We start from the raw sequence: 22,841 nt of genomic DNA on the forward strand, positions 1-22,841 counted from the left end.
GCGATGAGTTTGGGCAGCGGATCGTGTCTGCCCTGACATGACTCGACCCATCGCCGACATCTCGGTCTCTCTCGGCGGCTTCATCACCGAGCCCGACCCCAGCCCGCCCAACGGTCTGGACACCGGGGGCGAGGCCCTGCACGCGTGGGCGCCTCCCGCCGACCCCGACAACCGCCACGCACCTGACCTACGACGCCTCCCGGTGACGCGATGAGCACTGTCACCGTCAATGAGATCGCCCTGGGCGTCGAGTCGTTCGGTGACGACGGCGCGCCCCTCGTCCTGCTGGTGGGCGGGACGACAATGCTCTCCTGGCCCGATGCGCTGTGCGAACGCCTCGCCGCCGGTGGGCGCCGCGTGGTGCGCTACGACCTGCGCGACAGCGGGGAGTCGACGACCACAGATCCAGAGGCGCCCGCCTACACCCTGCGCACCCTCGCCTCCGACGCGGCAGCCCTCTCCGACACGCTCGGTGGGGGACCCGCACACCTCGCTGGGATCGGCGTCGGCGGGATGGTCGCCCAGATGGCCGTACTCGACCACCCTGGCGCATTCTCGGCGCTCACCCTGGTCGGCACCCGCGCGGTTGCCCCGGGCCCGCCCGACGATGACCTCCCCGACCATGACCGGACGACGATGAGCCGGCTGTTCGCGCGCCCGATGCCCGATTGGACCGACCGCGAGGAGGTTGCGGAGTTTGTCGCCGCAGGCGCGGAGATCGTCGGCGACGACCGCGCCACCGCGTACGCAACCGCTGCGCGCATCTGGGACCGCACACCCGGCACCGCACCCCCGATCCAGCTGGCCAACCAGATGCGCATGGTGTTCTCCAGGCTCGACTGCACACCCCGCTGGCGCGAGCGCCTGCCCGAGATCAAGGTCCCCGCCCTGGTCGTCCACGGCCGCCACGACCCGGTGTTCCCCGTCGGCAACGGCGAGGCGATCGCGCGCGAGATCCCCGGGGCACGGCTGCTCGTCCTCAAGGAGGCTGCCACTGCGATCCCCGATGCAGCGGTCGGTGAGGTCGCCGAGGCGATGCTCGCGCTCGGATAGAGAACGGCGGGTGCCACGAGGCTCCGGCCTCCACACAGCAACCAACGCCGAGGCCTCGATCCGGCCGAGCGCCCGCGATCGACACGAGGCCGGCGAACCGAATCGGGAGCCGCCAGGGCGGGTCGATTGCCGTCGCGGGGCTTGACCATGGTGGGCGGCGTCGTTAACTTGCCAGAGGTCCGCTACGTGGACGCTGTTCACGGTATCGAACGGCGCCGGAGTCTTCCTCGCCGCCGGTCGGTGGCCGGAGCGGCATCCAGCAGCACCTCCCGTCCAAACGGCAAGCGTGGATACACCCCTGAGTGTGGGAGCGCTCCCATTGAGCGTGTCCACCCGGACCTGGCAAGAGCCTTGCCCCCAGGGGTCTGAGCATGACCTGCAGCCAAAAGGAGAGGGCATGACACAGAGTCGGAACGAACCCGCAAGCGGCGAGCACAGATCACCGAGTCGCAGGACCGTCCTGGCGACGATGGGGGCGTTACCCATCCTCACAGCCGCGGCGTCGGCCACGGGGGCCGCTGATGCCGCGGCCGCGACGGCCGCCACCACGGCGGTCATCGATGCGTCCGCCACACGGCAGACGATCCGAGGGTTCGGCGGCATGAGCCACACCGCCTGGGCCGGCGACCTGACGGCAGCCCAGCGGGACACGGCGTTCGGTACCGGCGACGGACAACTGGGCTTCTCGCTGCTGAGGATCCCCGTCCCCGAGGACCGGACGGCCTGGAACCGTGACCTGGCGACGGCGAAGCGCGCGGCCGAACTCGGGGTGGCCGTCATCGCGTCCCCGTGGAATCCTCCGGCCTCCATGGTCGAGACCTTCGTCCACGGCAGCCAGACCAATGCGCGACGTCTCCGGTACGACATGTACGGCGCCTACGCCCAGCACCTGAACGACTTCACCACGTATCTGCGGAACAACGGAGTGAACCTATACGGCATTTCGGTGCAGAACGAGCCCGACTACGCCCAGGACTGGACGTGGTGGACCCCCACCGAAATGGTCCGGTTCCTGCGGGAGAACGCCGGCTCGATCGGTACCAGGGTCATCGCGCCGGAGTCCTTCCAGTACCTGAAGAACATGTCCGACCCGATCCTCAACGACCCGGCGGCACTCGCCAACGTGGACGTGATCGGCGCTCACCTCTACGGCACGTCGTTCGCGAACTTCCCGTACCCCCTCTTCAAACAGAAGGGTGCGGGCAAGGAACTCTGGATGACGGAGGTCTACTACCCCAACAGCACGGATTCGGCGGACCTGTGGCCCCAGGCGCTCGACGTGGGGGAGCACCTCCACCGCGCCATGGTGGAGGCCGAGTTCCAGGCCTACATCTGGTGGTACATCCGGCGCAGCTACGGCCCCATGCGTGAGGACGGCAAGATCAGCAAGCGGGGCGCCGCCATGGCGCACTTCGCCAGGTTCGTCCGACCCGGGTACGTACGGGTGCAGGCAACGGCGACGCCGGCGACGAGCGTCTACGTCTCGGCGTACCGGGGCGGCGGCTCCACGGTCGCCGTCGCCGTCAACAAGGCGACCTCCGCGGTGAGCCAGCCGTTCACCCTGGTGAACGGTGCCGCCTCCACGGTCTCCTCCTGGCTGACCGACGCGAGCAGGAACGTCGCCGCCCAGGGGACGACCGGAGTGTCCAACGGCTCCTTCACCGCCACGCTCCCCGCTCGAAGCGTGATGACCTTCGTGATCCGTTGACCTGGCCTCCCGGCCGAAACACGCGATTTCTCTTGATTCCAGGTCTCTGGAGGCCGGTCCCTCGCAACTGAACGACTGCGCGGGGATGCGGCCCCGCGCAGCCGTTCCGTCGCGAGAGAGTGACCGACGCCAGGACAAATCACATCAAGCCGTAGCTCGCATGGGTCGGTATCGCTGGGCTACTGCCCCCGACCGGAACTCATGGCGGTCCACGAGTTCGAGCTGGATGCGCTCGCGCAGACCAGCGAGCAACGTCGGCCCGTGTCCGGCAAGGACCGGCTGCACAAGGAACTCGTACTCGTCGATCAGTCCCAGATCAGCCAACGCCAGGGGGAGTGTCACGCCACCCACCCACAGGCCCTCGCCTGACTCCTGCTTGAGCCGCTGGACCGCTTGCCCCAAGTCGCCTCGCACCAGGTCGGCATTCCAATCGACCCCGCTCAGCGTGCTCGACACGACGTACTTCTTCGCCCCGTCGATGGCCTCGGCGAACGGGAGCTGCCACTCATCCATCCAGTCAGGCCAGGTGCCCGTGGCCGGCTTCCGCCACGCCGACTCCATCATCTCGTAGGTCACCCGGCCGAAAAGCAGGGCATCGGCTCGCTCCATCTCAGCGGTCCAGTAGCGCATGGACTCCTCGTCCGGGGGGAGCCCTGCCTCGTGATGACAGCAGCCGTCGAGCGTGACGTTGATCGAGTATCGAAGTGGTCTCATCTCGTTGCTCTCCCTTGGTGCGCGCCCGCGTTCACCGGACCGTACTCAGACCACTGTCGGCGCCATTTCTCATCGGTGCCCCGATCGCACCTCCTGTGACGCCTCGTGTCGCGCACTTCAATGTCGTCGTGATGCGAACCAGACCGTAGACCGAGCGCGCGACTGATTCGGCGCTCTGGGCGTTCAGGTTCACAACGAGTTCGTGCCGTCGACCTTTCAGATTCCAGCATGGCGAGCGGCGATCTCCAGCAGATGCAGCGCGCGATGTCGGCGGCGGGGCTGCCGCTTCTCCAGCGGACGAGGCTTCCGTGGGCGCCGGTGCAGCAGCACGTGCCCGACGCAGCCCGTCAGGACAGCAGGTCGCGCCTGCATGCAGGGCGGTTTCAAGTTCCGGGATTGGGTGGATCGTCCGCGTTGAGCGGGAGTTGACGCGGCAACAGCACAGGCACGAGACCGGTGATCATCAGGGTGTCTACGCCAGCTGTTCACATTGAGGTCCCGTGCCTGCCGTCCTGGCGAAACTGGTCCCCCACCAGCACGACACCGGTCGCCTGCGCGCCCACCTCCAGCGCGTACCCGACCCGCGTTCGCGTCGCGGACGGTGGTATCCAGTGCTCGGCCTGCTGCTGATCTGCGCCTGCGCAGTCGTCTCCGGCGCCCGGACCATCACCGAAATCACCGAGTGGGGACAGCGCGCCAGCAACGGGGTACTGGAAGAACTCGGCATCCGCCGCCACCTGCCTGGACGTCGCCGCGCCCCGTCAAAGGCCACCCTCACCCGCCTCCTGGCCGCCCTCGACGGCAGGACCTCCAACAGCACCGGCCACGCGCGGGAGCGGGAGCGGGGTCCGCTCCTGGGCTTCGGCAACGGGGTGCGACGGGGGCATTCACGGATGCCCCGCTGGGCACTATGGTGTGGGAGCGCTCCCACTGGTGGCACCGCGGTGATCAGCAGAGGGGATCCCCACATGACGATCGGACCCGTCGGCCGGGGCCGGACGCGGCGTGGCCTTGCTGCCGTCACCGGTGCACTGATCCCTTCTGGCCGATCCGGCCGGCCCGCGCGGTGACGGGTGTGCGGGCCGCCTGACCGTCTCCCGTTCCCTGTCCCCCAGCGAAAGAGGGATGTGTGATGCGACAACACCATCGGCCGACGCGCCGCCGACGCCCGGCGTTGTGGTGCGTGGCCGCCGTGGCGCTGCTGACCGGCGCAGTGGGAACGCAGCCGGCCGCGGCGGCCGCCCCTCGACCTACGGCGGCCGTTGCCTCGCCGGCCTCCGGCACCGATGGCGTCACCGCGGGCAACGCCGCGATCGCCTCGGTCGACCTGGCCGGCACGTGGGGCTTCACCCCGGCGGGCCGGTCGGCGACGTCGATCACCGTGCCGGGCGGCGGCTGGTACAAGCAGGGCTTCACCGATGTGAACGAGGCGGTGTACTCCCGCACCATCACCGTGCCGGACTCCGGGCAGCCGCAGTCGACGTGGATCGAGTTCGGCGCGGTGAACCACCAGGCGACCCTGTCGGTCGACGGGCGGACGGTGGCGATCAGGACCACTGCCTTCACACCGTCGAACTTCGACATCAGCGCCTACGCGGCACCGGGTACCACGCACACCGTCACGGTCGCTGTGAAGGGCAGGGGCGCCCTGAAGAACCCCGCGAACGGCAGGTATCTGGTGCCCGACGCGGCCGACTGGGCTGAGGCCGTACCGCAGGGGATCTTCCGTTCGGCGTTCCTGCGCGTGTATCCGGCGGTGTACGTCAGCGACACGTTCGTCCGTACGTCCGTGACCAGTCAGACCCTCACCTACGACGCGTCGGTGACCAACACCTCCGGCGCCGCGCGGACGGTGACGCTGACCGGATCGCTCGCCTCCGACAACGCCACGTCGTTCAACTACCCGGCGCTGCCGAGCAGCACGGTGACCGTGGCCGCCCACTCGACCGTCAAGGTGACGGTCGGGCCGGTGGCGTGGAACCTGAACTCCTCCTCGTACTGGTGGCCCAACGTCCCCTATCGGCAGGGGTATCGCGCCCAACTGCACCGCCTGACGGTCCACGCGGCGACCGACGACGGCCGCACCAGCGACGCGACCTACCGCTTCGGATTCCGGGAGAGCAGCCAGAACGGCGAGTACTACTACCTCAACGGCGTGCGGGTGAACTTCCGCGGCGACAACCTCCAGGGCGCGGACTACGACCGCATCAACAACGGCGGCAAGGGCGACGCCTACGACACCCTGCCCGGCTTCCTCGCGCCCTCCTCGGGAAACGGTGGCTGGCCGCAGGCGGTCGACAACTACCAGCGGCTCAACTACAACTTGGTCCGCATTCATCAGGAGCCGGCCAGCCCCTACATGCTCGACGTGGCCGACGAGATGGGCCTGATGATCATCGACGAGACCGGCATCCGCGGCTCCAACAGCCTTCAGGACTTCGTCGCCGGGCACGACAACATGGTCGACCACGCCCGCGCGCTGACCCTGCGCGACCGCAACCACCCGGCGATCATCCGCTGGAGCCAGAGCAACGAGCCCGGCAGCAGCGGTATGGACTCGGAGCAGTTCGAGAAGGACCTGTACGCGGCGATGAACGGCAATGACGGCACCCGGCCGGTCAGCGTCGACGCGTGGGTCGGCGCTCCCGCGAATCCCTACCCCACCATGACGTACGCCAACTTCGATGTCTTCGGGCACTACTTGGACGGTTTCGGCGCCTACGGCGAGAAGGTCGTGTCGGTGCCCGGCCGGCCCGACGGCGAGGGCGAGTACATCTGGCCGAAGTGCAACACCAAGCAGGGCTTCGAGTGGTTCGCCACCACGATGGTGGCCAAGCGCGGCAAGGACGCCAGCGACTTGCGCCCCTACACCCTGCTGTCCGCCTGGGCGGGCGTCATACCCGGCGTCCGCACTACCGACTTCACTCCCGAAGAGGGCGGCCATCCCGTCTACGGCGCCGACAACCTCTCCGACCCGTGGAGCAATCCGCAGTTCCAGCGCATCCAGGCCGCGTTCAACCCGGTCGCCGCGATCGACCTGCCCTACTGGTCGGCCTCCGGTGTGTCGGACTCCAACGGCACCTTCCCGCTCCCGCAAGCGGTCCCCGGATACGCCGCCAACAGCACCGTGAACCGTACGATCTCGGTGTTCAACGACGACTTCACCGGCACCGCCGTGGGCTTCGCCTGGAGCGCCCACCTCGACAGCGCCACCGGCCCGGTGATCGCCTCCGGGAACACCACCCTCACCGTCCCGCTCGGCTCGAAGGCGACGCAGACCGTGTCGTTCACCGCGCCGTCCAGCGGCTCACGGGTCTACCTCGTCCTGTCCACCAGCAAAGCCGGGACGACCGTGTTCAGCGACGAGGTCGAGTACTTCACGTTGAGCGGCGGCGGGAGCACCGGTCCCGCGCCGGGCACGTACCGCATCGTCAACCGCAACAGCGGCAAACCGCTCGCCATCACCGGCAACTCCACGGCCGACGGCGCCAAGGCCATCCAGCAAACAGGGAACGCGACCTGGACCCTCGGTTCCGCCCAGGACGGCGCCTACACCCTGCGATACACCGCGAGCGGCAAAATGCTCGACGTCAACGCCTCCTCCACCACGGCCGGACTGCAACTGCAGCAGTGGTCCGCCAACGGCGGCACGAACCAGCAGTGGTACCTCCGGCCCACCGGCGACGGCTACTACACCATCGTCAGCCGCGCCAGCAGCCTGGCCGCCGACGTGTACGGCCAGTCGACCAGCGACGGCGCTCAAGTCGTGCAGTGGACCGCCACCAACGGCACCAACCAGCAATGGCAACTGACACCGGCCTGAGCCGGCGGCCCGCCCGCAGGATGTGCCGCCACCTCCCCGTGGCGGCACATCCGGGGCCTGCGGCCACCCCAGGGGCGCACACAGGGGACGCCACGGCGTCGTCCGTCACCCGGCTCCAGCCCGGATGGAGGCCCCCGGCCCCGCGCGGGGAGATCCGCCGCGTGCGGGGACGACCATCATGGCGGTGAGTCGAAGGCCGCTGATACGGGCGGCCGGCCGCCGGAACGGTGGCGAACGCTCGGGGTCCCGGGGAGAGTGACGCCGAGGACCTGCTGCCGTACGCGACGCGCGATGGCGTCACGGTGGTTTCAAGTTCCTGGTAGGAGGGGGCTGTCGGTGATGCCCCAGATCCAGAGGGCGTGTTCGGGCGCGTCCCGGATCGCTCGGGTGGTCTTGGCGATGTTGTCCGTTCCGAGTAGGCGCAGTCTGCCGATGGCCAGGTTTCGCAAGGCGGCCATTACCCGTGGTGCGCTGCCGGTGTGGACGGTGGAGGCGTCCTCTGCGAAGACCACGTCTCTGACGTGGTGGCTGGCGTTTTCGATTGCCCAGTGCCCGCGCACGTATCCTCCCAGGTCGGCAGGGGTGGCCTGGTGGGTTTCGAGGCTGGTGACGGCGTAGACCGTTTCCCGGGTCTGCCGCTTGCCGGGCTCTTGGCGGCGCCGGTGGACGCGCAGGGCCAGTCGTGCTTGCGGGAAGGCGATCCCGCCCAGGTTCGCCGCGATGGCCATCGTCTTGACCGAGCGGGACTCCCGCCGGCCGTGCCCGGTCCCCGATGCGGTATGCGCGACGGGTACTTGTTCCCATGGCAGAGCCTTGAGCTGGGACGACGCGGTCGGCTGGTTCCCCTTGATCACCGCGATGCAGTGGGCCTTCTTCTCCTGGACCAGCCAGCGCACCTGGTCCTTGACGCTGTGCAGGGCGTCGAAGGTGACCACGGTGCCGGTCAGATCGAGTGGCTCCAGCAGCGGGCGGAAGGCGGCCGTCTCGTTGGTCTTTGCCCCTACCTCCCGCTGGGCCAGGGTGACGGTGGGACGGTGAGTGACGGCGGAAGCAGGTGCCGGTGGCGCCGGCCTCGGTGCGCGGAGCCGGTCAGGGCCTTGCCGTCCACCGCGATCGCCGGCGGCGGTGCCGAACCGGTGGTGGCGACGTCGGTGTGGTGGTCTTGGGCCAGGTAGGCGCCGATCGCGGCGTCCAGGGCATCGCCGTCGAGGGCGGCCAGGAGGCGGGTGAGGGTGGCCTTTGGCGGGGCGCGGCGACGTCCGGGCAGGTGGCGGCGGATGCCGAGTTCTTCCAGTACCCCGTTGCTGGCGCGCTGTCCCCACTCGGTGATTTCGGTGATGGTCCGGGCGCCGGAGACGACTGCGCAGGCGCAGATCAGCAGCAGGCCGAGCACTGGATACCACCGTCCGCGACGCGAACGCGGGTCGGGTACGCGCTGGAGGTGGGCGCGCAGGCGACCGGTGTCGTGCTGGTGGGGGGCCAGTTTCGCCAGGACGGCAGGCACGGGACCTCAATGTGAACAGCTGGCGTAGACACCCTGATGATCACCGGTCTCGTGCCTGTGCTGTTGCCGCGTCAACTCCCGCTCAACGCGGACGATCCACCCAGTCCCGGAACTTGAAACCGCCCTGCATGCAGGCCGTTCACATCGAGACGCCGGCGTGAGAAAAGCAAGCGGCCGTGCGGGGAACAGTTGGTGCGGTCTGCGCGGTTGCATCGACTGGGGGACCGGCGCCGCACGGGCGTGGAACACGGAGACCGCAAGGTCGTCCTGCCTTGGCAGGATCCGGGCCCCTGGATCGCGGTATGCCCGCTACGCACTTGGATCAAGACGTAATTCTCTGCAGGAGGACTGTTTTATGACTGACCGGCCTTTGACGCTCATGGCCGTACACGCCCACCCCGACGACGAGGCCACCGGAACCGGAGGGGTCCTCGCACGCTATGCGGCCGAGGGCATACGCACGGTTCTCGTGACGTGTACCGACGGCGGCTGCGGTGACGGACCGGGGGGTGTCAAGCCGGGCGATCCCGGGCACGATCCGGCCTCGGTCGCCTCGATGCGTCGGCAAGAACTTGAGGCGAGCTGCGAGGTCCTGAAGATCAGCGATCTGGAGATGTTGGACTATGCCGACTCCGGGATGATGGGCTGGCCGAGCAACGACGCTCCCGGATCCTTTTGGCAGACCCCTGTGGAGGAAGGCGCCGCCCGAGTCGCCGAACTGATGCGGCACTACCGACCCGATGTGGTCGTCACCTATGACGAGAACGGCTTCTACGGCCATCCCGACCACATTCAGGCCCACCGCATCACGATGGCGGCGCTGGAGATGACCACGCTGACACCGAAGGTGTACTGGACGACGATGCCCCGCTCGATGATGCAGCGGTTCGGCGAGATCATGCGTGAGTTTCATGAGGACATGCCGGAGCCGGATCCTGCCGAGGCTGCCGCGCTGGCCGAGATCGGTCTCCCTGATGATGAGATCACCACGTGGGTGGACGCCACCGCGTTCAGCGGGCAGAAGTTCGACGCGCTGGCCGCGCACGCCAGTCAGGGCGAGAACATCTTCTTCCTCAAGATGGGCAAGGAGAGGTTCGGCGAGTTCATGGGCACGGAGACCTTCGTACGTGTCAAGGACGCCACCGGCACGCCCGTGCCCGAGAAGGACCTCTTCGAGGGACTGCGCTGAGCCGACGGGTCGACAGGGATCCGAGAAGCCCACGCGACCGCACGGGGGATCGAGCGGCCACGCCCGGAGTGCTTGTGCACGTGGCTTCCGCTCCGGCAGCTCGCCTTCAGGCACTCGCCGACGGCGTCGACACCTGCCCGCACCGCTCACCCGACACCGCGCTCGTCCTGAAACCACCTGGTACCGCACAGCTGTGAGGCCTGAAGGCTCCTGACGCGTAGGGCGCGCGACAGCCCAGGTCACAGACCCGGTGGTCTGCTTTGGCCAAAGCAGACCACCGAGGTGGCGAGACGAAGCTCAGGCTCCGGTGTCCGCCACTGCGGCAACGCAACAGATCACAGGGATCTCCAGGTTCCTGATACCTGCTGACATCGCAGCCTTTACCTCGACCACGCCTGTACGAAGAACTCGTAGAAGGCCGGCGGGACGCCTGCCTCCTACGGGTTGCACCACGGGCTCAGCTCGGTTCGCACGACCCGGTCGGGATGGTGATGTCGTGCTGCTTCGGGCCGTCAGCCGGCCCGGCGCGGCGCCGGCTCGCTGTTCTTGTCCGTTTCGATGACGTGGACGCACCGGTTGAGGGCGGCGGCCATGTAGCGGCGCCAGAGCGGGGTGAAGGGGCCGGCGAGGATCCAGCGTCGGCCGGGCAGCGGCTTGAACTCGTAGGTCCAGCGGATGAGTGTGCCGTCGCCGTCGGGGTTGACGTTGAACTCGCCCCGAGCTCCCTCCGCGAGGCGGGAGAGGATGTTGGTGAAGTTGGTCAGCTGGTAGGCGAAGCTGGATCCGGGCGTGTATTCGGTGAGTTCTTCATCGGCCTGGGAGCCGTCGTCGAACTGCGGGTTTCTTCGGGCGCCCGCGTGGTCCCAGGCCTCGGTCTGGTTCTTCACACCGCTGATCCCGGGAAACGGGAAGACCGGGCGGAAGACGGTGGGAAGGTCGATGGGGGTCAGGATGCGGAAGGCGTCCGGGGGTGCCGTGAGAGTTCGCTGTTGGACGGTGATGGTGACGGTCTTGTCGTCGGACTTGATGAGGAGAGTGGTCATGGTTCAGCTCGCAGCGGTGGTGGTGAGGGCCGGGTAGTCGGTGTAGCCGCGGTGGTCGCCGCCGTAGAAGGTGGCCGGGTCGGGCTCGTTGAGGGGCGCACCCGTGCGGATGCGGTGGGGCAGGTCGGGGTTGGCCAGTGCTTTGGCACCGACCGTGACGACGTCGGCCAGACCGGAGTCGAGATCGGCGAAGCGGGTGTCGAGCGGGGTGCCGGCGCGGTTGACGAGCAGTGCGGTAGACCACTGCCGGCGCATCCGCCGGAGGAGTTCTTCGTCAGGCCCTTGGATGACGTGCAGGTAGGCGAGGCCGAGCGGGTCGACGGCGTCGAGCAGTGCCGGGTAGACGTCGTGGGTGTCGTGCTCGGTGATGTCGTTGTAGGGGTTGCCGGGGGAGATGCGCAGGCCGGTGCGGTCGGCGCCGATCTCGGAGGCGACCGCAGATGTCACCTCGGCGGTGAAGCGGATGCGGTTGGGGACGGAGCCGCCGTACTGGTCGGTGCGGTGGTTGGCATTGGCTGAGAGGAACTGGTGGAGGAGGTAGCCGTTGGCGCCGTGGATCTCGACGCCGTCGAACCCGGCGGCGACGGCCGCCGCCGCCGCGTAGCGGAACTCGTCGACGACACCGGTGATCTCGTCGGCGGTGAGGGCCCGCGGGACGGGCATCTCCTGGGGGCCGCTGGTGGTGAACATGACGCCCTTGGGCTGTATGGCCGAAGGGGCGACGGGCGTGCGCTGGTGCGGAGTGTTGTCCGGGTGGGAGATACGGCCGGTGTGCATGAGCTGGACCACGATGCGGCCGCCCTCGGCGTGCACGGCATCGGTGACCTTGCGCCAGCCGGCGATGTGGGCGTCGGTGTAGATGCCCGGGGTCAGCAGGTAGCCCTGGCCGTCGTCGGAGGGCTGGGTTCCTTCGGTGATGATCAGGGCCATCGAGGCCCGCTGCCGGTAGTACTCGACGTTGAGCTCGCTCGGTGCACCGTCCGTCAGGGAGCGGTCGCGAGTCATGGGTGCCATGGCCAGCCGGTGCGGCAGTTCCATGGCACCGACGGTGAAGGGGGTCCAAAGAGTCACGGGATATCGCTTTCTGCTGTTCAGCGCTGTCAGATGAGCGGGAAATGTCAGAGGGAGCTGAGGACGCGGACGCGGTCGGCGGTGGCACGGCGAGCAACGTCGGTGGTGAAGGCGATGGAGTCGAATTCGTGCGGGACACCGGGGTGCAGGTGGAACTCCACAGGGACGCCGGCCCGGCTGAGCTTGGTCGCGTAGGCGAGGTCCTCGTCGCGGAAGGCATCGAGCTGGCCGACCTCGATGTAGGCCGGGGGCAGCCCGGTCGCGTCCACGAGCCGGGCGGGAGCCGCCGTGGCGGGCACGTCCGGCCTGCCCGCCGCGTCGCCGAGCAGCGCCGGCCACGCGGTGCGGTTGTCGTCGTAGGACCACAACAGGTACGGCTCGATGTGCGGGTCGGGCGTGGTGGTGCGGTCGTCGAGCATCGGCATGAGCAGGATCTGCCGGGCGATCGCCGGACCGCCGCGCTCCCGGGTGAGGATCGACAGAGCCGCGGCCAGTCCGCCCCCGGCGCTGTCGCCCATCACTGCGATACGGCCCCGGTCGACGCCTAGTTCGTCGGCGTGGTCGTGCAGCCAGCGCAGGGCGGCGTAGGCGTCCTCGACCGGCGTCGGGAACGGATGCTCGGGGGCCCGGCGGTATTCGACCGACAGCATCGGCACCCCGCTGGCGGAGACGTAGCGCGAGACCGGTCCGTCGAACAGGTCGATGTGGCCGAAGATGTAGCCGCCGCCGTGGAAGAACAGCACCGCCGGCCCCGCCGCGGCGCCGGTCTTGGCGTACCAGCGCATGGTGATCTGTGTGCCGTCGTCGGCGGTTGCGCGGTGCTCGGCGGTCGTGACGTCGGTCGGCATCGGCTGGGCCGCCGAGGCGGCACCGATGATCGGCTCCCACATGGCGCGGCGTGCGGGCACGTCGCCTACCGCCGGGGGTGTGGCGTGCGCCATGGCCTCGGCCATGGGGGCGAAAACCTGGGCGAACTCGGGGTCGAAACCGAGTGACATGGCTGTCCTGTCTTCTTGGCTCATGGGTCTGAGCTGGTGTGATGTGGAGGAGCGGTGGAGTCCCAGGCCCAGGCCAGGATTCAGCTGTGGCCGGCATGGATGTGCTGGGGGGGGGGGGGGGGGGGGGCGGGGGGGGGGGGGGGGGGTCGCGGGGTGGGGGGGGGGGGGGGGGGAGGAGAGGGGGGGGGGGGGGGGGGGGGTGGTGGGTGGGGGGGGGGGGGGGAGACCCACGCGAGCGGGATGAGGCTGGGGTGGTGTTGGGGGGGGTTTGTCTGGTTCTCCCCTCCCCCCCCCCCCCCCCCCCCCAGCCCCCCTTGATGGCTCGACCGCTTGTAGGAGACGCCACTTGTAGGGAGACGCGACGCGATCGCCGTGTCGGAGAAGGTTGCCTAGGTGAGAGAGACGGCGGAGGGAAGGACGAGGACCTTGCCGGAGAGCGCGCCTTCTGCGGCCTCCGCGTGCAGCGCCGGCAGCTCGGCCAGCGGCACCCGGCGAGCGATGTCGACGTGCAGCGCTCCGGAGTCGACCAGCGTCACCAACCTCGCCAGCTGCGCGGCGTCGCTGTTGACGAAGAGGTTGACCCCGCGCACGCCTCGCTCCTCGTCGGATGGCGCGGGCATCCACACCGTCGTGTTCACCACGACGCCGCCGTCGCGGACCACGGAGGTCAGCGCGGCCAGTTGGATCGGATCGACCGGCGCGAGATTGAGCACGACGTCGACCAGCGCGGACAGTTCGGGGAGCCCGTGGTCGAACACCTCATCGGCACCCGCCGTCCTGACGCGTTCGCTGCTGCGCGGCCCGGCCGTGGCGATCACGTGTGCACCGGCGTGCTTGGCCAGCTGGACGGCGTAGCCGCCGACCGCCCCGCCCGCACCGTTGATCAGCACCCGCTGACCGGCAGTCAGCTTGGCGTGGTCGAAGAGGGCCTGCCAGGCGGTGAGCCCGACCAGCGGCAGCCCGCCCGCATCGGCCAGCGGGATGCTCGCGGGCGCCGCCGTGAGCAGGTCGGCCGGTGCGAGCACGTACTCCGCCGCCGCGCCGGCACCGGTCATCGGCAGGAAGCCGACAACCTGGTCACCAACCCTGACCCTGTCCGCGCCCTCGCCCAGCGCGTCGACCGTGCCCGCGACGTCGATGCCGGGGGTGTGCGGCAGGGTCACCGGGATGGGGCCCTGCATGAAGCCCGCACGGATGTTGCCGTCGACCGGGTTGAACGACGTCGCGGCCACCCGGATCCGGACCTCCCCGGCCGCGGGGACCGGCTGTGCCACGTCCTCGTAACGCAAGACGTCCGGAGAACCGTACTCATGGAAACGCACTGCTTTCATGGCAAATACGACCTTTCATGGCTGAGAGCGTGTTTCAAACTTGAAGCATTGCAAAGCCTGGGCACGCCTGGGCTTTCGAGACGGTGCCTTCAGATGTGCGAGGGACGACAGCCTTTAGGTGGCGGTCAGGAGCTGAAGCTTGCCGTGGCTCGGGGAGCCGGGCACGGCTGTGAACACCAGTAGCGTCTGATGCTGCTCCGGATCCAACAGCATCTCGGCGTACAGCTCCAGCTCCCCCAACTCGGGGTGCAGGTAGCGCTTGAGGTCGTGATGATGGGTCACTCCCACCTCGTGCAACCGCCAGATGTTCGCGAACTCGGAACTGACCTCCAGCAGCGCCGCGACGATCTCGCCGGCCCTCCCGGTGGGGTCCGCCGTGTACGCGTCCCGGATCTCCGCGGCGAAGACCCTGCCCCGTATCGGATGGTCCTCGACGGGGTAGAGGCCACGGATCCGCCGTTCACCGGTGAACCAGCGGTAGACCAGGTAACGGGACAAGCCCGAGTACTGGGTGTAGTCACCGAGCAGAGCGACCGCCGGGTGCGTCTGCAGCAACGCCTCGCCGAGCCGTGACAGCACGATCGCGGGCACGTCCGAGAGACCGGCGACGATCCGCAGCATCGTGGGACCGATGTAATCGTCCCGAAGAACCCGCCGCGGCGCCGGGATCCCGCCCAGGACGAAGAGGTGGTCACGCTCGCTCTCGTTGAGACGCAGCGCCCGGGCGAGCGCGACGAGCATCCGCTCCGACGGCGCCGGACCGCGCTGCTGCTCGATGCGGCTGTAGTAGTCGGCCGACATCTCCGCCAGCGCCGCCACCTCCTCGCGCCGCAGCCCGCCGGTGCGGCGCCGCTGCCCGCGGGGAAGCCCGACATCCTCCGGCTGCAACGCCTCACGACGCGCTCGGAGAAAATCTGCCAGCAATGCCCGGTCCATCGTCGGACCTCCTCTGTTCGACAGGACAATCTTGACGCGAACCGGGAACCGGATGAAGGGCGGCTTTAACCGCGGACAAGTTGTCCCTGGCTAGTGCTGTGACCACATGGGTTCGCCGAGGCGGCGGCTTCGGCGGTTGCATGGACGGTGAAGTCCGATCCAACTGCCGGGAGTGGCGGCTGAGACTGCGCCACATGTGCAGGTTGACCGACCAAGAAGGGCACCAGCGTCGTTCCATGGTGGTGTGTGCCAGGAGGACCTGCGCCGCGGGCGAGGTGGCCTGGCCGGCGCGTGGTCTCTCGGCGGCCGGGGGCGGCAGGTTGTCGCCGGGGAAGATGCAGATGCGGTTGCCGATCTCGGGGGTGGTGTGGAGTGGTTCTCCGTCACGACGTGGTGCATGAAGTAGGTGCCGGCCGAGATGTGGGCGTCACCGCCCTGGTCGTGTGGGTCCTGGAGGGCCACCGCGCCGCGCAGCCCGACGTACAACCTAATCTCGTCGTGCTCGTACGTACCGGCCGCCAGGGTGCTCACGGATGAGGAGCCCCGGAGTTCGTTGACGACCGTGTCCTGCAAGGTCACCGAGCTCATGGTTCTCTGGAAGCCGTCGACTGTAGAAGCGGTGAATTCCGGCAGTACAGGTCTCCCACGCGGTCGTTCCAGGTGTCGATCAGCGGCTCCCACGTTCTCCGGCCGGTTCCGGTGGCGTCGCCTCGGCGTCGGCGGTGAACGTGCCCACCCTGGTTTCGTTGCCACTCGGGGTCGGTTGCCTTTGACGCTGCGGGGCCAGGGGTTCACCGAGGACGAGCGCGAGACCGTGCGCCGGCAGACCGGCCGAGTGCCGCGGCTGGCTCGAAGGCGCCCTCGGCAGCGGCGAGTTCACCCGGGAGGGCAAGTCGTGCAGGGCCTCAACGGCGCTGGGACGGCGCTGACTTGCGGGCACCCTTCCCTGCGCCGCTCACGGACTCGTGCCGGCGCCGTCCAACAACTCCGCGATGCGTTCAGCTGTCTTCTGACCCGCACGCTGCTTGATCAGACCCTCCTTCGCGATCGCCCGCACATGCAGGATGGCCGTCTCATCTCCACTGCGAGTCACCGTGAGAGTGACCACCACCGGGTTCATGTTGAGGGTTCCGCCTCCGGTGACCACGCAGAGAGTCACCCGGTCCGATCCTGCCTTCGCCATCTCCGGGTCCGCGCCACCGGTCAGTTGGGCGAGCAGAGCGCGGGTGTGTTCAACAGCGAGTTCGAAATCCAGTGGCAGGTCGCGGTCGAACTCGCCGATGTCATGCTTGAGGAACCGGGAGGCGAACTTCCCACCAGCGTTGATGTGACCGAGGGCTTCCGCTAGGAGCTTGTCCTCTGGCTGCTGCATCCGGCGTCCCCTTCTTGCCTGCACGCTGGAGATAAGTCCGCCAAGAGTGCGCCACCGCACGACTGTTTGCAACAACAGGACCTACTGCCACACCTGTCGGGCGCCTACGAACTCACGCCCCGACAGGCCGAGTTGTGAAGGCCCGTTGAGTGCCGTCGTCGGCTCTGTGGTTCACCCGGATTTCGAAGTCATCGATCCGCTGATGCAGACGGTGCGTTGTCAGGGATCGGTGGCGACAGTGCTGGGCGCAGTACCCGTGGCGGGCGGTGCTGAGGCGGAGATCGCTCTCTTCGCTCCACCGTGCCCATGGCGGCGGCCTGCCACGTGACCCAGTCCTGCTCCACCCTGGGCTGCGTCGGCACTTCCGCGATCCGGCGTATGTGCCGACTCCTCAGGCGTGTGCGGGGATGTCCAGGGCGGTCCCGTACAGGCGGGACACCCGGATCAGGATCACCACGCGGCGATCGGGCAGTGGCTGCTCGCCGGGGGCCGCCCCGTCGATCGGATCCACTATCTCCGCCTCGCCTTCCGCCACGGCGAACGACCAGACGTCCGGACCGCTGACGTGCAGTGAGGTGTGCGGGTCGCGACGCAGCTGGCGGACCTTGAGGCGGTCGGCGGTGGAGGAGACGCGCAGTACGCGTTCCTCGGCGTTCCAGTCGTAGAGGACGGTCGACAGGTGCGGGTGGCCGGTGCTTCTGACGCTCGCGAGTACGCCGAACTGCTGCTGTTTCAGCAGCTGGGAGAGCTCCTGGTCGGTGAGCACGCGGGGGGCCGGGCCGTCGTTCTTGGTGGTGGCGGCGGGGGTGGTTTCGGTGGCGGAGGTCTCGCTCATGCGGATCGGCCTTTCAGCAGTGGGGACGAGGGTGGGGGAGAGGGCGTGTCAGACGGTTGTGCCGTGCGCGGGAGCATGCATGTCGAGGGCCGGCTCCTCGGCGACCTGGCGGGGGCGACGCAGCATGGTGAAGGCGATGGTGAAGGCGATGACGAGGAGCCCCGCGCCCACCGTGAAGGCGAGCCGGTAGCCGCCGGTGAGCGCCTCGGCCTCTGTACGCCCGCCCGCCGCGAGGCTCTCGGTGCGGGAAGCGGCCACGGTGGACAGAATCGCGACGCCCAGGGCCATGCCGATCTGCTGAGTGGTGTTGAACAGGCCGGACGCGAGACCGGCGTCCTTCTCGTTCGCGCCGGACATTCCGAGCGCGGTCAGCGCGGGCAGCGCGAGGCCGAAGCCCGCGGCGAGCAGCATGACCGGGAGGAGATCGACGGGGTAACTGGCGTGCACAGGAACGCGGGTGAGGAGACCCAGGACGCCGATGAGGAGCACAATGCCTGCCAACAGGACGTTGCGCTCACCGAAGCGGGCGTTGAGACGGGCGGAGACCCCCAGGGAGACGGCACCGATGACGGCGGCTGCCGGGAGCATCGCGAGACCGGTCCGGGCGGCACCGTATCCGAGCACCTTCTGGAGGTACAGGGCGACGAGGATCTGGAAGGAGAAGAGCGCGGCAACCATCAGCATCTGGACCAGGTTGGCGGCGGAGACGCTGCGTGAGCGGAAGATCCGCAGTGGCATCAGGGGGCTCTTCGCGGTCCCCTGACGGACGAGGAATGCTGCGAGCAGTACGGCGGCGAGGGCGCCGAAGCCGAGAGTGCGGCCCGAAGTCCAGCCGTACTCCTCGACCTTGACGACGGTGTAGATGCCGAGCATCAGACCGGCGGTGACCAGAACCGCGCCGAACACGTCCGCGCCCGCCTTGAGACCCAGACCGACGTCACCGGGCAGGACACGTACGGCGATCGCGAGGACGGCGATGCCGATCGGCAGGTTGATGAAGAAGATCCAGTGCCAGTTGAGCGCGTCGGTGAGTACGCCGCCGAGGACCTGGCCGATGGACGCACCCGCCGCACCGGTGAAGCTGAAGACGGCAATGGCCCTGGCCCGCTCCTTGCGCTCGGTGAACAGCGTCACGAGGATGCCCAGGCTGACGGCGGAGGCCATCGCGCTGCCGATGCCCTGCAGGAAGCGGGCGGCGATCAGCAGAGCGGGCGAGGTGGCCACGCCGGCCAACAGCGAGGCAGCGGTGAAGACGACGGTGCCGGCCAGGAACATGCGCCTGCGGCCGATCAGGTCGCCGAGCCGGCCGGCCAGCAGCAGCAGGCTGCCGAATGCGATGAGGTAGGCGTTGACGACCCAACTGAGGCCGACGGGGGTGAACCCCAGGTCGTTCTGGATGGCCGGCATCGCCACGGTGACGATGGAGCCGTCGAGGACCACCATCAGCATCCCGGCGGCGATGACTGCAAGGGCGAGCCGGAGTGAGCGCGGGGGAACGGGTGATGGCGTGGAGCCGGATGCAGCAAACATGCGGTCTCTCCTGTCGGTTGGGACAACAGGAGAGACCGTAGCAGATAGTTTTGTTGCAGACTATCTCTTTCGTTCTTACTGTGACCCCGCTTCCCCGCCTCCCCCTTACCTGGACTGGCGCGCTCGACGGGCGGCGCGCGGTGCCTCGACAGGGGTGGCCAAGCCGTCGCCGACCAGGTGCTTCAGGGCCCGCAGAAGGGCGTCCCTGTCCTTGTCGGGCAGTGTGGCCAGGGTGTCGCGATGCACGCCGTCGACGATCTTTTGGCTCTGCTCGGCGACGCGGGCTCCCTCGTCGGTGACGGCGATGATCCGGGCCCGCCGGTCCGTACTGGAAGGGCGGCGCTCAGCCAGGCCCGCCTCCTCCAGGGCGTCCACCGTCACCACCATCGTGGTCTTGTCCATGTCGCCGATCTCCGCGAGCTGGATCTGAGTGCGCTCCTCCGCCAGGGCGTGGACGAGCACGCAGTGCATCCGGGCGGTCAGGCCGATCTCGGCGAGGGCGGCGGACATCTTGCTCCGCAGGACGTGACTGGTGTGGTCGAGGAGGAACGACAGGTCCGGTTCGGTGCGCGCGGGCGTCATGGCGGTCATGTCTGCCAGCGTAGAGCAACTCGATCCGAGACGGATTATCCAAAAAGGACCTTCATGGAGTCCGGGCAGGCGGAGGGTCCGGTTCGGCGCCGGCGAGAGCTTCTCCAGATTGCGCAGCGGACCTCATCCCGGCCGAGACGAGTGCCCGTCGATCTCCGCACGCACCGATTGAGCCGCCAGCTGGGCGCGGACTTCATGGTGTCTACCAAGCGCTCCAGAGAGCGTCGTGACGGTGGCGGACCGGAGCGATATCTGCGCCGTCAAGATCGTGGCCGGCGCGGTGCAGGCCGCGGATCCGCTGAGCTTGGAGGCGGCCCTGGAGCCGCGCCCGACCTTCAGCCATGGCGATTTCGGTCGAGAACGAGTCACCTCTGCAGTCGAGCACCATCCACTGCCAGACGGTGATCCGGAGCAGCGTTTTCGTCGGGACAGGGCGACGGCCCTCGCGGGCGGCCCGGGTCAGGTCAGCATGCGGGTAGCGCAGGTCGTACAGGGACATGGACGCCGAAGCGCCGTTCCGGATGCGGAGTCGCCAGGGAGTTGTGCGAACGGTTCGGGACATCGAGAGCCTCCGTAGGGGCCCCTGGGCCTTCCAGAGGTACCTACGGAGGGTGCGCAGTGGTCAGCACGACTCAGCCCTTCGTCGTTCGGACGATCTGCCGGCGGCACCGGAGGTGCGGAGTGAAAGCCCGACGACGATAGTCCGTGCGAGTCAGTGACTCCAGTAGTCGCGGCAGGGCAGTTCGACCCACACATCCGGAGGACCGACCATCGCACGCCGGTCGGTCAGACGCAGTCCAGCGAAGGCGCAGGAGTAGGCCGCGGCGTCGTGCAGATGGAGGTACGAAGCCAGCACTTCTTCGGAGGTGTCGTTCTCGTGCGGTCCTCCACCCGGGTGCAGGTCCCAGCCCTCGATACGTCCATGACGGGCGATGCTGCCTTGGTTGCCGCTCTTGGGGTCGGCGTACAGGCCGTAGCAGAACGTTCCGGCAGGCAACCGGGTCAACATGCCCGGCATGTGCGGCGCATGTCCCCAGGGCTGTGTCACGACGGAGTCGCCAGGCACGGACGTCACGCCGACGATCTGCAAGCTCTCGTCCACGTCGTACCCGAGCGGATCTTCGAGCAGCTCGCCGATGGCTTCGTCCTCCACGGCCGCCGCCTCCAACCGCCGGCGCACCGCTTCGACCGCGTCGATGCCGGACACGCAGGCCGGCCCCGTACCGTCGTAGTGGGATGCGCCCAGCGCCGCGGCTAGTGCTGTGGCCACGAACGTTCGCTGGGCTTCCTCGTTCGACTACGGCGACCAGATGCAGGAAGCCACCGAGAAGCTTCAGGACGACTGGAAGGACTCAGCCTTTCCAACCCGAAGTTGCAGGTCGCTGGGTCGGCGTGGGACGGGGCCCGGTGCGCTCGGGCTGGTCGTAGCCTTGATCGTCAGCGGGTGATCGTCCGTCAGCGGGGAATTCAGCCGACGCCCGGATCGTGCTGGTCTTCCGTGTGCCCTACCAGAGTGTGGACGGTCCCGCGACGACCCAGCCAGCGTCGGTTGGCTTGATCCAGAAGCCCAATGACACCTCGATCACCTGCGCGCGGTAGGTGACCTCGGCGTAGAGATGGCTGCCAGTGTGGCCCCAGTTGAAGTCCCCGAGATCGAGCTCGCAGAGCCAGGACAGGTCCCGCTCCCACGCATCGGCGGCAGGGCTGCAACTCGCCTCCTTCGCATCGGCGCTCGCTCCGACCGAGCTGGCCCATAGCGACTTGAGCACATGCCGGACTGATGAGTGATCGACGAGCTGTTCGGCCTCAGGGACCTTCCCAGCTCGGAGCAGGCTGAAGTAGCGGCAAACGACCGCTTCGACGTCGGTCTTGGCAGGGCGCTCCGTCCAGATCGTCACCGCGAGATCGTAGAGGATTGGATGACGCCCCTGAGCGGTTTCACCCTGAACATCGCGGGCGGTGTGGGTTGGCGTGGGGCGGGGCTGCGGTGCTTCCCCGAGTATCCCGCTCCTGTCCCGCACCAGCCCCGTGACCTGCAGGCAGGATGAAAGCAACTCACTGACTCCGGCTTGGCCGAGGACCGGTAGTGTCGATCCACTGCCAGGGACTAGGGAGTTCTCATGTCGGCCAGCTGGGCGTTGTTGATATTCCCCGCCGTTCTCGTGGTGATCATGCTTGGTGCGATTGCTGTTGCGAAGGTGCAAAAGGGCTCGCTCGGGCGAGACGAGCTCAGGTCGGTGAGGGCACCAAGCGCCGTGGCTCCGACCGGATTCCAGCAGTCGGTGCAGGAGAGCCGAGAGGAATTTGTGCGGAGGCACTGGCGCCGCTCGGGTGTGGTTGCCAACGGCGTGACCCTGGTCGATCTCTACGACCGCATCCGGGCCCTCGAAGAACGCGTCAGCAGAGCCGAGCAACTTCCCGCGTCTCCACCACCGCCTGACTGAGCCAGGTGCTGTGACCGCGTGGGTTCGCCGGGTTGGGTTGGGTTGGATCAGGCCGCGGCTGTGAGAGGGCGTCCGCCCCGTCGGATGCCTTTCTCGCTGCGGATGCGGGCGCGTTCCTTGCGTTCGGCGCCAGGACGTCGCGGTGGCGGGTGTTGGCGTTGCGCCACCGGAGGCAGGCGTGCAGGGCTCGGGTCTGCACGGTGTGGTTGGGGTGGTTCGAGTTGGCGATGGTGAGCTGTCGTAGCGGTCCGAAGTGGGCTTCGATCGGGTTCGTCCACGGGGCGTGGGTCGGGGTGAAGCACAGCTCGACCTTGCTCTTCTTCGCCCAGCGTCGGATGTCGGCGCCTTTATGGGCGGACGGGTTGTCCAGGATCACGTAGACCGGGGCGCCGTCGGGCCGGGCGGCGCCGATCGGCCTCTTCCGCTGCCGCAGGCTCCGTGTCGGTCAGGTGCACCCGATCCGGTACCGGGAACAGGCTCGGCGTCGGTCCGGCCAGGCTCAGCCGCCCAGGTGACCAACCACCGATCGACGGCCGCCAAGGACCAGCCCCGGCAGCGGCGAGGGCCCGTGCGTTTTCCGTGCCGCCACCGATCCCCCCGCCCAGGTCGCATGTTGTCTCACGTCGCGCTCGCATACGGGTCTGACACTGGGGATCTACCGGCGGGATCAAGCTCCGATGAGACGGGATCCGTCTCGAA

At 68.4% G+C, this 22,841-nt stretch carries 22 protein-coding genes and 1 pseudogene; 7 read left to right on the plus strand and 16 right to left on the minus strand.

The features are described from left to right. The first annotated feature begins 37 nt into the window (after positions 1 to 37). The 3 genes from ACZ48Z_RS26270 to xynC all read left to right on the plus strand — a co-directional run bounded on the left by ACZ48Z_RS26270 (position 38) and on the right by xynC (position 2,761). Entirely contained in the window at positions 38 to 214 is a 177-nt protein-coding gene (locus tag ACZ48Z_RS26270; RefSeq protein WP_468738336.1) for a hypothetical protein, read from the plus strand. Beyond that, a complete protein-coding gene (locus tag ACZ48Z_RS26275; RefSeq protein WP_468738337.1) occupies positions 211 to 1,053 on the plus strand; it encodes an alpha/beta fold hydrolase in 843 nt (280 codons plus the stop codon). The genes ACZ48Z_RS26270 and ACZ48Z_RS26275 overlap by 4 nt, the downstream gene beginning before the upstream one ends. Before the next feature lie 397 nt (positions 1,054 to 1,450). Then, a complete protein-coding gene (xynC, locus tag ACZ48Z_RS26280) occupies positions 1,451 to 2,761 on the plus strand; it encodes a glucuronoarabinoxylan endo-1,4-beta-xylanase XynC (protein ID WP_468738338.1) in 1,311 nt (436 codons plus the stop codon). 144 nt (positions 2,762 to 2,905) lie between these two features. Here xynC and ACZ48Z_RS26285 read toward each other — a convergent pair whose 3' ends face one another. Further along, positions 2,906 to 3,475, minus strand: a complete 570-nt coding sequence (locus ACZ48Z_RS26285) for a dihydrofolate reductase family protein (RefSeq protein WP_468738339.1) — start codon at positions 3,473 to 3,475, stop codon at positions 2,906 to 2,908. A 500-nt stretch (positions 3,476 to 3,975) separates the two neighbouring features. Here ACZ48Z_RS26285 and ACZ48Z_RS26290 point away from each other — a divergent pair, with 500 nt between their 5' ends. Both ACZ48Z_RS26290 and ACZ48Z_RS26295 read left to right on the plus strand, forming a co-directional pair. Continuing rightward, positions 3,976 to 4,545 (plus strand): transposase family protein, encoded by a 570-nt coding sequence (locus ACZ48Z_RS26290; RefSeq protein ID WP_468738340.1) that lies wholly within the window; start codon positions 3,976 to 3,978, stop codon positions 4,543 to 4,545. A 62-nt stretch (positions 4,546 to 4,607) separates the two neighbouring features. Further along, positions 4,608 to 7,298 (plus strand): RICIN domain-containing protein, encoded by a 2,691-nt coding sequence (locus tag ACZ48Z_RS26295; protein WP_468738341.1) that lies wholly within the window; start codon positions 4,608 to 4,610, stop codon positions 7,296 to 7,298. A 308-nt stretch (positions 7,299 to 7,606) separates the two neighbouring features. Here the strand turns inward: ACZ48Z_RS26295 and ACZ48Z_RS26300 are convergent, their stop codons facing one another. Next, positions 7,607 to 8,317 (minus strand): ISAs1 family transposase, encoded by a 711-nt coding sequence (locus tag ACZ48Z_RS26300; RefSeq protein ID WP_468738459.1) that lies wholly within the window; start codon positions 8,315 to 8,317, stop codon positions 7,607 to 7,609. Beyond that, positions 8,299 to 8,802 carry a transposase family protein gene (locus tag ACZ48Z_RS26305; RefSeq protein ID WP_468738342.1) on the minus strand — a complete coding sequence of 168 codons (504 nt, stop codon included), beginning with the start codon at positions 8,800 to 8,802 and terminating at the stop codon, positions 8,299 to 8,301. The genes ACZ48Z_RS26300 and ACZ48Z_RS26305 overlap by 19 nt, the downstream gene beginning before the upstream one ends. A 355-nt stretch (positions 8,803 to 9,157) precedes the next feature. Between ACZ48Z_RS26305 and ACZ48Z_RS26310 the strand changes: the two genes are divergently transcribed. Further along, the gene (locus ACZ48Z_RS26310) at positions 9,158 to 9,991 is read left to right on the plus strand and encodes a PIG-L family deacetylase (RefSeq protein ID WP_468738343.1); all 834 of its coding nucleotides are present in this window, start codon (positions 9,158 to 9,160) and stop codon (positions 9,989 to 9,991) included. Between the two features lie 512 nt (positions 9,992 to 10,503). Here the strand turns inward: ACZ48Z_RS26310 and ACZ48Z_RS26315 are convergent. The 12 genes from ACZ48Z_RS26315 to ACZ48Z_RS26370 form a co-directional block, all read right to left on the minus strand. Further along, positions 10,504 to 11,034, minus strand: coding sequence for an SRPBCC family protein (locus ACZ48Z_RS26315; RefSeq protein ID WP_468738344.1), 531 nt, complete (start codon positions 11,032 to 11,034; stop codon positions 10,504 to 10,506). A 3-nt stretch (positions 11,035 to 11,037) separates the two neighbouring features. Continuing rightward, positions 11,038 to 12,105 carry an alkene reductase gene (locus ACZ48Z_RS26320; protein ID WP_468738345.1) on the minus strand — a complete coding sequence of 356 codons (1,068 nt, stop codon included), beginning with the start codon at positions 12,103 to 12,105 and terminating at the stop codon, positions 11,038 to 11,040. A gap of 47 nt (positions 12,106 to 12,152) precedes the next feature. Further along, on the minus strand, positions 12,153 to 13,103 hold the full coding sequence (locus ACZ48Z_RS26325) for an alpha/beta hydrolase (protein ID WP_468738346.1): 951 nt from the start codon (positions 13,101 to 13,103) through the stop codon (positions 12,153 to 12,155). A gap of 389 nt (positions 13,104 to 13,492) precedes the next feature. Beyond that, entirely contained in the window at positions 13,493 to 14,434 is a 942-nt protein-coding gene (locus ACZ48Z_RS26330; protein WP_468738347.1) for an NADP-dependent oxidoreductase, read from the minus strand. 114 nt (positions 14,435 to 14,548) lie between these two features. Continuing rightward, on the minus strand, positions 14,549 to 15,370 hold the full coding sequence (locus tag ACZ48Z_RS26335; protein ID WP_468738348.1) for a helix-turn-helix transcriptional regulator: 822 nt from the start codon (positions 15,368 to 15,370) through the stop codon (positions 14,549 to 14,551). Positions 15,371 to 16,325: 955 nt separating this feature from the next. Then, entirely contained in the window at positions 16,326 to 16,742 is a 417-nt protein-coding gene (locus ACZ48Z_RS26340) for a hypothetical protein (protein WP_468738349.1), read from the minus strand. A 391-nt stretch (positions 16,743 to 17,133) separates the two neighbouring features. After that, positions 17,134 to 17,577, minus strand: a complete 444-nt coding sequence (locus tag ACZ48Z_RS26345; RefSeq protein ID WP_468738350.1) for a pyridoxamine 5'-phosphate oxidase family protein — start codon at positions 17,575 to 17,577, stop codon at positions 17,134 to 17,136. A gap of 48 nt (positions 17,578 to 17,625) precedes the next feature. Continuing rightward, the gene (locus ACZ48Z_RS26350; protein WP_468738351.1) at positions 17,626 to 19,107 is read right to left on the minus strand and encodes an MFS transporter; all 1,482 of its coding nucleotides are present in this window, start codon (positions 19,105 to 19,107) and stop codon (positions 17,626 to 17,628) included. Between the two features lie 105 nt (positions 19,108 to 19,212). Then, a complete protein-coding gene (locus ACZ48Z_RS26355; RefSeq protein WP_468738352.1) occupies positions 19,213 to 19,698 on the minus strand; it encodes a MarR family winged helix-turn-helix transcriptional regulator in 486 nt (161 codons plus the stop codon). Positions 19,699 to 19,900: 202 nt separating this feature from the next. Next, on the minus strand, positions 19,901 to 20,197 hold the full coding sequence (locus tag ACZ48Z_RS26360; protein WP_468738353.1) for a hypothetical protein: 297 nt from the start codon (positions 20,195 to 20,197) through the stop codon (positions 19,901 to 19,903). A gap of 213 nt (positions 20,198 to 20,410) precedes the next feature. Next, a complete protein-coding gene (locus ACZ48Z_RS26365; RefSeq protein ID WP_468738354.1) occupies positions 20,411 to 20,968 on the minus strand; it encodes an ankyrin repeat domain-containing protein in 558 nt (185 codons plus the stop codon). Positions 20,969 to 21,203: 235 nt separating this feature from the next. After that, on the minus strand, positions 21,204 to 21,596 hold the full coding sequence (locus ACZ48Z_RS26370) for a hypothetical protein (RefSeq protein WP_468738355.1): 393 nt from the start codon (positions 21,594 to 21,596) through the stop codon (positions 21,204 to 21,206). Positions 21,597 to 21,818: 222 nt separating this feature from the next. Here ACZ48Z_RS26370 and ACZ48Z_RS26375 point away from each other — a divergent pair, with 222 nt between their 5' ends. After that, positions 21,819 to 22,142 carry a hypothetical protein gene (locus ACZ48Z_RS26375; protein ID WP_468738356.1) on the plus strand — a complete coding sequence of 108 codons (324 nt, stop codon included), beginning with the start codon at positions 21,819 to 21,821 and terminating at the stop codon, positions 22,140 to 22,142. A gap of 47 nt (positions 22,143 to 22,189) precedes the next feature. Here the strand turns inward: ACZ48Z_RS26375 and ACZ48Z_RS26380 are convergent. After that, positions 22,190 to 22,560: pseudogene (locus ACZ48Z_RS26380) on the minus strand (transposase); the annotation flags it as partial. Between the last annotated feature and the right edge of the window lie 281 nt (positions 22,561 to 22,841).

Source organism: Streptomyces sp. NPDC031225, from assembly GCF_055570355.1.